This window comes from Marinobacter subterrani (genome assembly GCF_001045555.1).
Classification (GTDB): Bacteria; Pseudomonadota; Gammaproteobacteria; order Pseudomonadales; family Oleiphilaceae; genus Marinobacter; species Marinobacter subterrani.
The window spans coordinates 646,777-659,532 of the sequence record NZ_LFBU01000002.1 but is presented as its reverse complement, the minus strand read 5'-3'; the positions used below and the strand labels follow the sequence as shown (position 1 = coordinate 659,532).

At 58.6% G+C, this 12,756-nt stretch carries 13 protein-coding genes; 5 read left to right on the top strand and 8 right to left on the bottom strand.

Annotated features, from left to right (window positions below):
* Positions 1-26 precede the first annotated feature (26 nt).
* The 4 genes from msub_RS18925 to gmk form a co-directional block, all read right to left on the bottom strand.
* Positions 27-413, bottom strand: a complete 387-nt coding sequence (locus tag msub_RS18925; protein WP_048497679.1) for a RidA family protein — start codon at positions 411-413, stop codon at positions 27-29.
* 78 nt (positions 414-491) lie between these two features.
* A complete protein-coding gene (locus msub_RS18920) occupies positions 492-2,633 on the bottom strand; it encodes a RelA/SpoT family protein (RefSeq protein WP_048497678.1) in 2,142 nt (713 codons plus the stop codon).
* Positions 2,634-2,806: 173 nt separating this feature from the next.
* Positions 2,807-3,019, bottom strand: coding sequence for a DNA-directed RNA polymerase subunit omega (gene rpoZ / locus msub_RS18915; protein ID WP_048497677.1), 213 nt, complete (start codon positions 3,017-3,019; stop codon positions 2,807-2,809).
* Positions 3,020-3,105: 86 nt separating this feature from the next.
* Positions 3,106-3,738 carry a guanylate kinase gene (gene gmk / locus msub_RS18910; protein WP_048497676.1) on the bottom strand — a complete coding sequence of 211 codons (633 nt, stop codon included), beginning with the start codon at positions 3,736-3,738 and terminating at the stop codon, positions 3,106-3,108.
* 156 nt (positions 3,739-3,894) lie between these two features.
* Here gmk and msub_RS18905 point away from each other — a divergent pair, with 156 nt between their 5' ends.
* Positions 3,895-4,713, top strand: coding sequence for an RluA family pseudouridine synthase (locus tag msub_RS18905; protein ID WP_048497675.1), 819 nt, complete (start codon positions 3,895-3,897; stop codon positions 4,711-4,713).
* A gap of 23 nt (positions 4,714-4,736) precedes the next feature.
* On the opposite strand, the gene msub_RS18900 is transcribed toward msub_RS18905, so the two are convergent.
* Positions 4,737-5,603 (bottom strand): YicC/YloC family endoribonuclease, encoded by an 867-nt coding sequence (locus msub_RS18900; RefSeq protein ID WP_048497674.1) that lies wholly within the window; start codon positions 5,601-5,603, stop codon positions 4,737-4,739.
* A gap of 169 nt (positions 5,604-5,772) precedes the next feature.
* On the opposite strand from msub_RS18900, the gene rph reads away from it, so the two are divergent.
* Positions 5,773-6,489, top strand: coding sequence for a ribonuclease PH (rph, locus tag msub_RS18895; protein WP_048497673.1), 717 nt, complete (start codon positions 5,773-5,775; stop codon positions 6,487-6,489).
* A 156-nt stretch (positions 6,490-6,645) separates the two neighbouring features.
* Here rph and msub_RS18890 read toward each other — a convergent pair whose 3' ends face one another.
* Positions 6,646-7,452: an exodeoxyribonuclease III gene (locus msub_RS18890; RefSeq protein WP_048497672.1), complete on the bottom strand. Its 807-nt coding sequence runs from the start codon at positions 7,450-7,452 to the stop codon at positions 6,646-6,648.
* An 81-nt stretch (positions 7,453-7,533) separates the two neighbouring features.
* Between msub_RS18890 and pyrE the strand changes: the two genes are divergently transcribed.
* Together pyrE and msub_RS18880 are read left to right on the top strand one after the other, a co-directional pair.
* Complete coding sequence (gene pyrE / locus msub_RS18885; protein WP_048497671.1) at positions 7,534-8,172, top strand: orotate phosphoribosyltransferase; 639 nt, start codon at positions 7,534-7,536, stop codon at positions 8,170-8,172.
* A 3-nt stretch (positions 8,173-8,175) separates the two neighbouring features.
* Positions 8,176-8,829, top strand: coding sequence for a DUF4124 domain-containing protein (locus msub_RS18880; protein WP_048497670.1), 654 nt, complete (start codon positions 8,176-8,178; stop codon positions 8,827-8,829).
* A gap of 123 nt (positions 8,830-8,952) precedes the next feature.
* On the opposite strand, the gene msub_RS18875 is transcribed toward msub_RS18880, so the two are convergent.
* Complete coding sequence (locus msub_RS18875; RefSeq protein WP_048497669.1) at positions 8,953-9,387, bottom strand: hypothetical protein; 435 nt, start codon at positions 9,385-9,387, stop codon at positions 8,953-8,955.
* 151 nt (positions 9,388-9,538) lie between these two features.
* Positions 9,539-9,877, bottom strand: a complete 339-nt coding sequence (locus tag msub_RS18870) for a DUF2782 domain-containing protein (RefSeq protein ID WP_048497668.1) — start codon at positions 9,875-9,877, stop codon at positions 9,539-9,541.
* An 87-nt stretch (positions 9,878-9,964) separates the two neighbouring features.
* Here msub_RS18870 and polA point away from each other — a divergent pair, with 87 nt between their 5' ends.
* Positions 9,965-12,694, top strand: a complete 2,730-nt coding sequence (polA, locus tag msub_RS18865) for a DNA polymerase I (protein WP_048497667.1) — start codon at positions 9,965-9,967, stop codon at positions 12,692-12,694.
* Positions 12,695-12,756: the final 62 nt, after the last annotated feature.

Here is a 12,756-nt window from a genome sequence, read left to right as displayed (position 1 = left end):
TGATTACATCCGGTGGGTTCCCGGCTTCAGCTCAGTACCATCACCGCTTCCATTTCGATAGGCACGCCTTTCGGCAGGGCCGCAACGCCAACTGCGGCACGTGCCGGATACGGTTCCTGGAAATAGGTAGCCATGATCTCGTTCACCGTCGCGAAGTTGGCCAGATCGGTCATATAGATATTGAGCTTCACGATATCCTTCAGCTCACCGCCAGCGGCTTCACACACGGCCCTGAGGTTATCAAACACCTGACGGGTCTTGGCGGCGAAATCCCCCGCCACCACTTCCATGGTTTCCGGCACCAGCGGAATCTGGCCAGACAGGTAGACCGTGTCCCCGGCTTTCACGGCCTGGGAGTAGGTACCAATGGCCTTGGGCGCATTCTCGGTCTGAATTACAGATTTGTTGGTCATGACCCTTATTTTCCTCTCTTACAAAACGCCAATCGTCGCCCCTGGGTACCGCGACTGTCAACCGGGCTTTGGTCTGGCTCAGTGCCGCACGCGGCTGATGTGGGTCACCGCGCGGATGTTGCGGATGCGCCGCATAACACGGGCCAGGTGCCGACGACCGTGGACATGCACCACCAGGCTGACGACACCGAAGCGGGCATTCTGCTCCTCCACATTGATGCGCTCGATGTTACCGTCTGTCATGGCCACGGCATTCGCCATCTCGGCAATCACACCGCGCTGGCGCTCAAGTTCCACCCGCAGCTCCACTGAAAACTCATCGGTAATATCCTTGGCCCATTTCAGATGGGTCAGGCGGGCGCGGCCCACATCGTCTTCCGGCAAGCGGGAGCAGGTATCGGAATGAATCACCATGCCGTTGCCGGAATCCATCACGCCCACCACCGGGTCACCGGGAATCGGCTTGCAACAGCTGGCAAAGCGGACCAGAAGTCCCTCGGTTCCCCGGATGGTCACCGGGCTCTGATTGCCACCTTCAATATTCCGGGGGCCTTCACCGGAGCCGACCCCTTCGGCGCCGTTGACGAGCTGGCGGGCCACCAGGTAGGCCATCCGGTTACCCAGGCCGATATCACTGACCAGGTCGTCGAAGCTGTTCACCTGGTTGTGATTCACCACCGCCTGCTTCTGGGCATCGCTGATATCCGACAGCCGGGCATCAAAGCCTTTCAGCGATCGCTTCAGCAAGGTTCTGCCCAGCTCCAGAGATTCCGCCCGCTTCTGGCTCTTCAGAACATGCCGGATGCTGCTTCGTGCCTTGCCGGTAACCACAAAACTGAGCCAGGCCGGATTGGGTCGCGCCCCCGGGGCGGTAATGATTTCCACCGTCTGGCCGCTTTGCAGGGGCTGGCTCAGGGAGCCGAGGTTACGGTTGATCCGGCAGGCCACGGTGGCGTTACCGATATCGGTGTGTATGGCGTAGGCAAAATCCACCGGCGTTGCCCCGCTCGGCAGTTCCATAATTCGACCCTTGGGCGTAAACACGTAGATCTCGTCCGGAAACAGATCCACCTTCACATGTTCAATGAACTCCATGGAGTCGTCGGCGCGCTCGCGCATTTCCATCAGGCCCTTCACCCAGCGGTCGACCCGGGCCTGGTTCGCACTGGTCACGCTGCTGGGTTCGTTCTTGTACATCCAGTGGGCGGCGATGCCGTTGTTGGCGATGTGCTCCATTTCCTCGGTACGGATCTGGATCTCAATGTTCACGTGCATGCCGAACAGCGTGGTGTGGATGGACTGGTAGCCGTTGGCCTTGGGCATGGCGATGTAGTCCTTGAAGCGTCCCGGCAGGGGCTTGTAAAGACTGTGAACGGCCCCGAGGATGCGGTAACAGTCATCCTCGGTATCGGTAATAATCCGGAAGGCGTACACATCCATGATTTCATGGAAGGATTTCTGCTTGAACTTCATCTTGTTGTAGATGCTGTTCAGGTGCTTCTCCCGGCCGAGAATCCTCCCGGGCAGCCCACGCTCCTCAAGCTTTTCCTGCAATTTGCCACGAATGTCTTCAATGATTTCCCGGTGGCTGCCCCGCAGTTTTTCCACCGCCTTGGAAATGTACTTCGAACGCATCGGATACAGCGAGGAAAAGCCCAGGTCTTCCAGTTCGGTGCAGATGGAATGCATGCCGAGCCGGTTGGCAATCGGGGCGTAGATATCCAGGGTTTCGTTGGCAATACGCTGGCGCTTCTCGTAGGGCATGGGGCCGAGCGTGCGCATGTTGTGCAGCCGGTCCGCCAGTTTTACCAGAATCACCCGGATGTCCCGGGCCATGGCGAGCGTCATCTTCTGGAAGTTTTCGGCCTGGGCCTCGGCCCGGGAGCGGAATTCAATCTGGGTCAGCTTGCTGACACCATCCACCAGTTCGGCGACATCCTCACCAAACTGCTCCGACAGGGCATCCTTCGGAATACCGGTATCTTCAATCACATCGTGAAGCATGGCCGCCATCAGGCTCTGATGGTCCAGCCTCAAATCGGCGAGAATATGGGCAACGGCCAGGGGGTGGGTAATGTAGCGGTCGCCGCTTTTGCGCATCTGGCCCTCATGGGCCTGCTCGGCGTAATAGTAGGCCCGTCGCACCTGGTTGATGCGATTGGTATCCAGATACGAGCTGAGCTCTCTCGCCAGCCCTTCAACCGTAGCCTCTGCCGACACCGCGCCTCCACCGTTTCATGAAATTCAGCGACAAAAAAACCCGAATGCACGCATCCGGGTCCTTCCTTAGTCCTTCCAGCAACGTTCTATAGCTACACTATAAAACCGCGGGGACAGATTTCAATGCTTCTCACTTGCAGCCAGGTATTTATTACCTGTTACCCGCAAGGGATTTACTCGTCGTCTTCTTCCTTGAGCAGATCACGAGTGATTTTACCTTCGGCAATTTCGCGCAGGGCAATGACCGTCGGCTTATCATTTTCTTCCGGCACCATCGGCTCGGCACCTTTGGTCGCGAGCTGACGCGCACGCTTGGTAGCCAGCATTACCAGCTGGAAGCGGTTATCAACGTTTTCCAGGCAATCTTCAACGGTAACTCGTGCCATAACTTCCCCGACAAATAAAATGACTGATTCAGCAGACCGCACAGTTTACTGCGGCCGGTTCAATTTGTATACAGGAAAACCCCGTATCAGGCCGGGCCGGACAGCCCTGCCAGAAGCTTCTGGTGCCGCGGCTGCTGGACCACCATGCGCAGGCGCTGGGCCCGGACGATAGCGAGCAGGTCTGCGAGGGCGACATCGAAATCATCGTTGACCACCAGGAAATCAAACTCAGCGGCGTGGCGGCACTCTTCCTCGGCCTCCGCCAGCCGGCGCTCCACCACTTCGGGGGCATCGGTGCCACGGCCTACCAGCCGCTCACGCAGCACTTCCGGCGATGGCGGAACGATAAAAATACTGACGCACTCCCGGATCAGCCTTCGCACCTGGCTGGCTCCCTGCCAGTCGATTTCCAGAATGACATCCTGGCCCCGGGCCAGGGTTTCGCGCACCCAGACATGGGAGGTGCCATAGTAATTCCCGAAGACATCGGCATGCTCCAGGAAGTCGCCCCGGGCGATCATCGCCTCAAACTCATTCCGGCTGACAAAATGGTAGTTCACGCCATCCTGCTCGCCTTCTCGCATGGCGCGGGTCGTATGAGAGACAGAGACCCCGAGCCTCTCGTCGCTTCGAAGCATCTGCGCCACAAGGCTGGTCTTGCCGGCACCGGATGGCGCAGAAATAACGTACAGGGTACCCTGTTCAACTGCCTGACTCATAACCCGAGAACTCCAAACCTGGACACGGCGGCCGCATGTGTCAGCCGTTAAAGCGCGAAATTATACGGACTTTGGCAAAACACCGCACCCCGACAGGTCGACACCTGATACTATTTGCCTGGCTGCCCTTTTATCTTTATCGACCGACACACTCCCATGCGAACCACCATAGACCTCACCCTTCCTGAGCCCCGCAAAGCCATTGACGCGCTGAGCGAGGCGTCAGGACTCTCCCGCCAGAAAATCAAGGACGCCATGACCAAGGGCGCCTGCTGGTGGACCCACAAGGGCAAGACCCTGAGACTGCGAAGGGCGACCAAAGAGCTAAAGCCCGGCATTCGGCTGCAGTTGTACTATGACGAAAAGGTACTGGCCAGAAAACCGGACGACCCGGTCCTGCTGGAAGACAAAGGCCGTTACAGTGTCTGGTTCAAACCCCACGGCCTGCTCGCCCAGGGGTCCCAGTGGGGCGACCATTGCAGCCTGCTGCGGATGGCGGAAATTCGCCTTGAGCGGCCATGCCACCTTATCCACCGCCTCGACGCCGACGCCGCCGGGCTGATGCTGATTGCCCATGACCCGAAAGCGGCGGGCGCGCTCTCAAAGTGCTTTGCGGCCCGAACCATGTCCAAGCACTACCGGGCCAGAGTCAGCGGCGCGACCAACTTCCAGAACCAGCTGGTTGATACACCGGTCGAAGGCAAGCCCGCCACCAGCCGCGTGACAACCTTGAGCACCAGCACGGCCGACCAGACGTCGCTGGTAGAGGTGCAGATCGAAACCGGCCGAAAACACCAGATCCGCCGCCATCTGGCCAGCCTCGGGCACCCCATCATCGGCGACCGTCTCTACGGGCGTCCTGCCCCGGAGCCCCTGCAGTTGCTGGCGTTCCGCCTGCACTTCGACTGCCCGCTGAGCCGGCAACCGGTGACACTCCAACTGCCAGAGGGACTGGACAACCTGAAACAGCCCTGAGGCGTGACAAGCCCTGCCCGGGCTTACTCCAGGTTCTGCACCTGCTCCCGCAACTGCTCAATCAGCACTTTCAGGTCCACGGCGATCCGGGTGACTCCGGCGTCAATGCTCTTGCTGCTTAGCGTGTTGGCCTCGCGGTTCAACTCCTGCATCAGGAAATCCAGTCGCCGACCGATGGCCTCCTCGCTTTTCAAGGTATCCGCCACTTCGCTGATATGGGCATCCAGCCGGTCCAGCTCTTCCGCCACGTCGCTTTTCTGGGCCAGCATCACCATTTCCTGGGCCACCCGGTCCGGATCCAGTTCAACCCTTACCTTCTCGAACCGGTCCCGAAGCCCCCGCTCCTGAGCCTCAAGCAGCTCCGGCATGCGGCTGCGCACTTCCGCGACCAGCTCCGCCATGGTTTTCAGGCGATCCTCGAACAACGGCCGCAGGCGCTCGCCTTCCCGTTCCCGCACCGAGGCCAGTTCGGCAACGGTTTGCTCAAACAGGCCGGTGGCTGCCTCTTTCGCCGGGCCATAGTCCTGCTCCGGCACAGACAACACCCCGGGCCAGCGAAGAATATCGAGCGCATTGATATGGGCGGGGTTGTCGAGCATCCGGTTGATGTGATTGGCAGCCTCATTCACCGCCTGCGCCATCTCCTCGCTGATCTCGAACCCCTGGGCCACGTTATCGGCGGACTGAAGCCGCATGGAAACATCCACCTTGCCCCGCTTCAATTGCTTGCGCAGCTCCTCCCGGAACCGGTTTTCAAGGTCCCGGAAGGCCTCGGGAAGGCGGAACGACGGCTCCAGGTACCGGTGGTTCACCGCCCGGATCTCACAGGTCAGCGTACCCCAGTCTCCCTGGACATCCTGCCTGGCAAATGCGGTCATACTTCGGATCATGTCGGCTCCGCTCATGGTTGAAGTTCACAACCCGAGTCTAACAGGCTCTTAACGCCCACGGCGAACCCGACAAAAGCCCGGTGCCAACGTGATATACTCACCGGCCTTTTCGACCAACGTCCGACCGGGACATACGCCCGGACACTCAATACTGACTTCAGGAAACACTATGCGTCCAAGCGGCAGAACGCCCGAACAACCCAGAGATATCCGAATTACCCGCAATTACACCCGCCACGCCGAAGGTTCGGTGTTGGTGGAATTCGGCGACACCAAGGTTATCTGCACCGCCTCCGTCGAAAACAAGGTGCCCCCGTTCCTGAGGGGCGAAGGCAAGGGCTGGATCACCGCCGAATACGGCATGCTGCCCCGCTCCACAGGCAGCCGCATGGGCCGGGAAGCCGCCCGCGGCAAACAGGGCGGCCGCACCGTTGAAATCCAGCGCCTGATCGGCCGCTCCCTGCGTGCCGCAGTCGATCTGACCGCCCTCGGGGAACACTCCATCACCATCGATTGCGACGTCATACAGGCCGATGGCGGCACCCGCACAGCGGCCATTACCGGCGGCTGCGTGGCACTGGTGGATGCCCTGAATTACCTGGTTACCGAGAAGCGCCTGAAAAAATCACCTCTGAAACAAATGGTTGCCGCACTGTCGGTGGGTGTTTACAAGGGTACGCCGGTGCTGGATCTGGACTACCCGGAAGACTCCGAAGCCGAAACCGACATGAATGTGATCATGACTGACCGGGGTGGTTTCATTGAAATTCAGGGAACGGCGGAAGGCGCACCGTTTGACCAGTCAGAACTGGACAGCATGCTGACTCTGGCCAAACAGGGTATTGAGCAGTTGTTTGAGATTCAGAAGGCGGCGCTGGAAGTCTGAAATTTAGTCTGGCGCCCGCGTGTCCAGAGGGGGAGACCTTTCCGGGACACGCTACAAGCACATCCATGTGCGCTCGGCTCCGGCCTTCCCTGGCCGGAGACGGTCCCGGAAAGGTCTCCCCCTCCGAACCCGCTACTATTCAGAAAATATCCGACTTCAGAAGCCGATTTCGATATCGTAATCCATGATCACCGGTGCGTGATCGGAGAACCGGGTTGAGTCGTCAATCCAGCCATCCTCGATGGTCTTGCGAATCCCCGGCGTCAGTAGCTGGTAATCCACACGGATACCGGCGTTCTTGCGGGAACCTTCGGCTTGCTCCGGCCACCAGGTAAACTGGTTGCTCTGCTTGTTCACTTCCCGAAACCCGTCTATACATCCCATCTCATCAAACAGGCGATCAAGCCAGGCTCGCTCATGGGGCAGGAAACCGGAGAAGTCCAGTTTGTGGTACAGGGGGCTCGCGTCTGTTACGTGATGAGCGGTCTGGAGGTTGGCACAGAAAATAAACTGCCGGCGTTTGCGCAGCGTCTTCTGCATATGCAGACCGAAGGACTCCATGAACTCGTCCTTATGGTCCAGCACCGTCAGGTCGTCTTCGCCGGTCAGCTCTTCTTCACGGCCGAGGGCACAGGGTGCAAGGACGCAGGCAACTGAGACCTTGTCAAAGTCCGCCTGGATAAAACGGCCTTCGCGGTCCGCCTGCTCATTGGCAAACCCGTACATGATGGCTTTCGGGAAATGCCGGGTGTAGATACCAACACCGCCATCCTCGTTTTTCTCGCCATCAATAAAGTAGGCCTCGTAGCCTTCCGGAATCAGGTTGTAGTCCTCAATCTCGTAGGCCCGCATGCGATGGTCCTGAACGCAGACTACGTCAGCATCCTGCTGCGCCAGCCAGTCGAAAAAGCCCTTTTCAACAGCCTGAGCGAGGCCGTTGACGCTGATTGATACTACCCGCATACGTGTTCCCTGATTCGGTTTGTGTGTATGATACCGTTTTTACGCGTTAATTAAAGATCAACACCCGCCAGAAGCCTTGCCATGTACGACTATCAGCAACAATTTATCGAGTTTGCCATCCGCCGGAACGTACTGCGCTTTGGTGAGTTCACGCTCAAGTCGGGCCGAACCAGCCCCTATTTCTTCAACGCAGGGTTGTTCAACACCGGGGACGACCTGCTTCAGTTAAGCAAGGCCTATGCCGCCGCGATAGCACGCAGCGGGCTGGATTATGACATTATTTTCGGCCCTGCCTATAAGGGCATTCCGTTGGCCACCGTCACCGCGATGGCGCTGGCTACAGACGGTAACAGCAAAGCCTTTGCCTTCAACCGCAAGGAGAAGAAAGATCATGGTGAGGGCGGCAATATTGTCGGCGCACCACTTCAAGGCAAGGTGCTGATCGTCGATGATGTCATTACCGCGGGCACTGCCATCCGCGAATCCATCGATCTCATCCGGGCCGCGGGTGCCGAACCCGCCGGTGTGCTCATCGCCCTGGACCGCCAGGAAAAAGGCAACGGCGAGCTGTCTGCCATCCAGGAAGTGGAAAAGGAGTTCGGCATTCCAGTGGTGAGCATCATTCGCCTGGAACAGGTTCTGGACTACCTGAAGGCCAACCCGGAGTTCGCCGGGCACGCCGAAAAGGTGGCCAGTTATCGGGAACGTTACGGAGTCTGATTGATGGCCAATCGTCTGACCAAAGTTTCAGCCAGGGCTTGTGCATGTGCGCTTATTCTGGGCATGGCCAGCCATGCTGCAGCCAACATGTACCGTTACACCGATCAAAACGGCCAGATTGTGATCAGCGGCACCATTCCTCAGGAAGCCACCAAGCGGGGCTACGACATTCTCAGCGACAATGGCCGGGTGATTGAAGTGATTCCTCCGGCGCCTACCGATGCGGAGATTGCCGCCCGGGAAGCGGAAAAGCAGCGCCAGAAGGAACTGGCCGAGCAGCGCGAGAAAGACCGGCTGCTGCTCAAGCGCTACAGCCATCCGGATCAGGCCGTGAAAGCGATGTACCGGAAGATCCGGGAGCTCGAGGGCCTGATCCAGCTCAAGCAGGGCAACATCTCGGTCATCTCCAGCCAGCTCGACAACGAGCAAAGTCGGGCGGCGGACATGGAACGGGCCGGCCGTGAAATTCCCGAAGCCACCCTGGAAAAAATCCGGCGGCTGGGTTTGCAGATTCGGGAGCTGGAGCAGGAAATCGCCGCACAAAACCGGGAAATCGAGGAATTGCGCGAAGCCTTCGAGGCCGATATCAAGCGGCTTGAGGAAGTAACCGGTGAACAGCGAACATTGCCGCTAGAGCCGGCCAGCAAAGCCAACTGAGCAGAGTCATCGGACCACAGCGGAGTGCAATACAGAAAGGCAGGACACAAAAAAGAGGGCCAGCGGTGAATCGCTGGCCCTCTTTTCATTTCACCTGCCAATCAGGTGCGAGCTTCGCCGATTTCAGGCAGAAGCCGTGCTTTTCCTGGCAGTCGAGGTGCTCTTGCTCGCAGTGGTCTTGCGGGCAGCCGGCTTCTTGGCCTCAACGGACTTCTTGGCATCCTGAGCCGCTTCTGAAACATCCTCAGCAGCATCAGATACAGCATCAGATACCGCATCCGCGCCTTCCGCAGCTTCCCTCTCCAGCTTGGCGACCAGGTCACCCGCGAAGTTGCTGAAGCGGCTGTTCAGGCTGCGCAGTTGGTCGAAAAGCTCATCACTATAGCCATAGTAACGCTTGCGAAGAGTTTTCACGCTGTACTCGCGCAGCTCGCCTTCGAGCTTTTCGGCGTAATTGAAGGGCTTGGCACTCAGCCTTTTCTGCTGCTCTTCAGCCGCGTTGATGCCTTTATCCACAATCCCCTGAAGCTGCTGCTGATATGACTTGAGTTTACCCATATTGAATCTCCTTGATTCCTGATAGTGACAAGGCCCCGCAAATACTGATGTGACGAGGGCCTTTTTTCGATCTCAGGACTCAAGTTACGCCCCAAAATTAGAATGTTCATACTAATAAACGGGCACAGGCCGATTCGACCGAAAATTGTGGTTACCAGCGAAAAATTACCCAACTGGGTATCAGCATGTCGGACTCGGCTTCCCGGATCCAGCCACCGCCGTCGGCAGGCACCAGGTAATATTCCGGGCCGACTTCCGGTACCACCTTGATTTCCATAAGCTGGCCATTGACCCGGTATTCGTAGAACACTTCGTTCTTGCCCGGCCTGATGACAATTTCCGGGCCGTTACTCGCCGGCTGGTAATCCGAGACGACAACAGGCTCTTTCGGTGTCTCGACCGGCGTCTCGTTTAACGCGCCCTGCTCCTGCGCCAGACCAGCCAGAGGCAAGCAAGCGAGCAGCAGAGCGGAACGGGCGATTCGTTTCATTTTCGTGATACCCTTTCGTTCTCCAATTTCAGTACAGAGTTGCATAAGCCAACCCACGCTTCAATCAGAATCCGGACCTGTTTTGACATGACCAGCAAAAACACCCCACCAGTGGTTCTTGTGGACGGATCGTCCTATCTTTTCCGTGCTTATCATGCACTTCCACCGCTTACTACGAGCAAGAACCACCCCACCGGCGCGATAAAAGGTGTGATCAGCATGATCCGTCGCCTGGAACAGGATTTCCCGGGCTCGAAAATGGTGGTGGTGTTTGATGCCAAGGGCAAAACATTCCGGCACGAGCTTTATGAAGAGTACAAGGCAAACCGCCCGCCCATGCCGGAGGATCTGGCCTGCCAGATTGAACCGATCCATGAAATCGTCAAGGCCATGGGGCTGCCACTGCTTACGGTAACCGGCGTTGAGGCAGACGACGTGATCGGCACCCTGGCCGATGAAGCCACCAGCAAGGGCATTGATGTGGTGGTCTCGACCGGTGACAAAGACATGGCGCAACTGGTCAGCAACCATGTCACGCTGATCAATACCATGACCGAAACCCGGATGGACCGGGACGGCGTGGTGGAAAAGTTCGGCGTTACCCCTGAGCAGATTGTCGACTACCTGGCCCTGGTGGGCGACAAGGTGGACAACATTCCCGGGGTTAACAAGTGCGGGCCAAAGACTGCGGTGAAATGGCTGCAGACCTACGACAACCTCGACAACCTGGTTGAGCACGCTGACGAGATCAAGGGCAAGATCGGCGAGTATCTGAGGGAGGCTACCGAAACCCTGCCACTGAGCCGCGAACTGGCCACCATCCGCACCGATGTGCAGCTGGACTTTGGTCTGGAAGACCTGAAACTGCGGGAACAGGATGATTCGCAATTGCTGGAGCTGTTCCGGGAATACGAACTCCGTAGCTGGATTGCCGAACTGGAAGACGGGGAAAAATCGCAGACTCCGGCGGGCACATCCGCCAGTGACAAGCCGGCACCGGAGACCGCGAAGGCTTACAGTGTTATCACCGACCAGGACGAACTCGACCAGTGGCTGCAGCGCCTGAAGTCCGCCGACCTTTTCGCCTTTGATACCGAAACCACCAGCCTGCGGTACATGGACGCCGAGATCGTTGGTGTGTCCTTCGCCATCAAACCGGGTGAGGCGGCCTATGTTCCGCTCGCCCACGACTACATGGGCGCTCCCGAGCAGCTCGACCGAGATGCCGTGCTGGCGCAACTCAAACCGCTTCTGGAAGATCCCGGTCTGGCCAAGGTCGGGCAGAACCTGAAATACGACAAGAACGTTCTGGCCAATCACGGCATTACCCTGGAGGGCATTGCCGAGGACACCATGCTTGAATCCTACGTTCTCAACTCCGTGGGCAGCCGACATGATATGGACAGCCTCGCCATGCACTACCTCGGCGAGAAGACCATCAGCTTTGAGTCCATTGCCGGCAAAGGCGCCAGGCAGCTCACCTTCAACCAGATTGAACTGGAAAAGGCCGCGCCCTATGCCGCCGAGGATGCGGACATCACCCTGCGTCTGCACCGGGTTCTGAAGCCAAAGCTGCAGGAAACCGGTCGGCTGGCGTCGGTTTATGAGGAAATCGACCTGCCTTTGGTGCCTGTACTCTCTCGCATGGAGCAGCGCGGCACCCTGATCAGCGCCAGCACCCTGCGCCAGCACAGCCAGGAGCTGGCCGAACGCCTGGCCCAACTGGAAAAGGAGGCTCACCAGGTTGCCGGCGAAACCTTCAACCTGGGTTCCACCAAGCAGCTCCAGGCGATTTTCTACGAGAAAATGGGCTTGCCGGTGGTCAAGAAGACCCCGAAGGGCGCCCCGTCAACCGCTGAGCCGGTATTGCAGGAGCTCGCCCATGACTACGAGCTGCCCCGGCTGATCCTTGAGCACCGGAGCCTGAGCAAACTCAAATCCACCTATACCGATACCCTGCCCGGGCTGATTCACCATCGCACCGGCCGGGTTCACACTTCCTATCACCAGGCAGTCACGGCCACCGGCCGGCTGTCATCTTCCGAGCCCAATCTGCAGAATATCCCGATCCGCAGCGAGCAGGGCCGGCGGATACGCCAGGCCTTTATCGCACCGGAAGGCTACAAGCTGGTAGCCGCCGACTATTCCCAGATCGAACTGCGGATCATGGCCCACCTGTCGGGTGACAAGGGGCTGCTGGATGCCTTCGAGAACGGCGAGGATATCCATAAGGCGACGGCCGCGGAAGTCTTCGGTGTGAGTCTGGACGAGGTTTCGGGGGATCAGCGTCGCAGTGCCAAGGCCATCAACTTCGGGCTGATCTACGGTATGTCCGCCTTCGGCCTGTCACGCCAACTGGACGTCGAACGCAAAGTGGCCCAGCAATACATCGACCGGTATTTCGAGCGCTACCCCGGGGTACTCAGGTACATGGATAACATTCGAAAACAGGCCCACGACGACGGCTTTGTGGAAACCCTTTTCGGGCGCCGCCTTTACCTGCCCGACATCAACGCCCGCAACAAGCAGATGCAGCAGGCGGCCGAGCGCACTGCCATCAATGCGCCCATGCAGGGCACCGCGGCGGATATCATCAAGCGGGCCATGGTGGATGTGGAGAACTGGCTACTCCGGGATCATGCCGATGAGGCCCGGATGACCATGCAGGTCCACGATGAACTGATTCTGGAGGTGAAGGAATCCGCGCTGGAGAAGGTGCGGGAGGGACTGGTAAAGCGCATGTCTGCAGCTGCGAAGCTCGATGTTCCGCTGCTGGTGGAAGCCGGCGCCGGTGACAACTGGGACCAGGCGCACTGAACCATCCCAAAGCAGTGCATGGGCCAGTGCCCGTGCACTGAAATGCGCCGGGAAAGCCACCC

What these genes read in the sequence shown, in the direction of transcription:
- msub_RS18925 (WP_048497679.1), bottom strand. Translation starts at nt 413, where the DNA reads ATGACCAACAAATCTGTAATTCAGACCGAGAATGCGCCCAAGGCCATT.
- msub_RS18870 (WP_048497668.1), bottom strand. Translation starts at nt 9,877, where the DNA reads ATGAAACGAATCGCCCGTTCCGCTCTGCTGCTCGCTTGCTTGCCTCTG.
- rph (WP_048497673.1), top strand. Translation starts at nt 5,773, where the DNA reads ATGCGTCCAAGCGGCAGAACGCCCGAACAACCCAGAGATATCCGAATT.
- rpoZ (WP_048497677.1), bottom strand. Translation starts at nt 3,019, where the DNA reads ATGGCACGAGTTACCGTTGAAGATTGCCTGGAAAACGTTGATAACCGC.
- polA (WP_048497667.1), top strand. Translation starts at nt 9,965, where the DNA reads ATGACCAGCAAAAACACCCCACCAGTGGTTCTTGTGGACGGATCGTCC.
- gmk (WP_048497676.1), bottom strand. Translation starts at nt 3,738, where the DNA reads ATGAGTCAGGCAGTTGAACAGGGTACCCTGTACGTTATTTCTGCGCCA.
- pyrE (WP_048497671.1), top strand. Translation starts at nt 7,534, where the DNA reads ATGTACGACTATCAGCAACAATTTATCGAGTTTGCCATCCGCCGGAAC.
- msub_RS18900 (WP_048497674.1), bottom strand. Translation starts at nt 5,603, where the DNA reads ATGATCCGAAGTATGACCGCATTTGCCAGGCAGGATGTCCAGGGAGAC.
- msub_RS18880 (WP_048497670.1), top strand. Translation starts at nt 8,176, where the DNA reads ATGGCCAATCGTCTGACCAAAGTTTCAGCCAGGGCTTGTGCATGTGCG.
- msub_RS18890 (WP_048497672.1), bottom strand. Translation starts at nt 7,452, where the DNA reads ATGCGGGTAGTATCAATCAGCGTCAACGGCCTCGCTCAGGCTGTTGAA.
- msub_RS18905 (WP_048497675.1), top strand. Translation starts at nt 3,895, where the DNA reads ATGCGAACCACCATAGACCTCACCCTTCCTGAGCCCCGCAAAGCCATT.
- msub_RS18875 (WP_048497669.1), bottom strand. Translation starts at nt 9,387, where the DNA reads ATGGGTAAACTCAAGTCATATCAGCAGCAGCTTCAGGGGATTGTGGAT.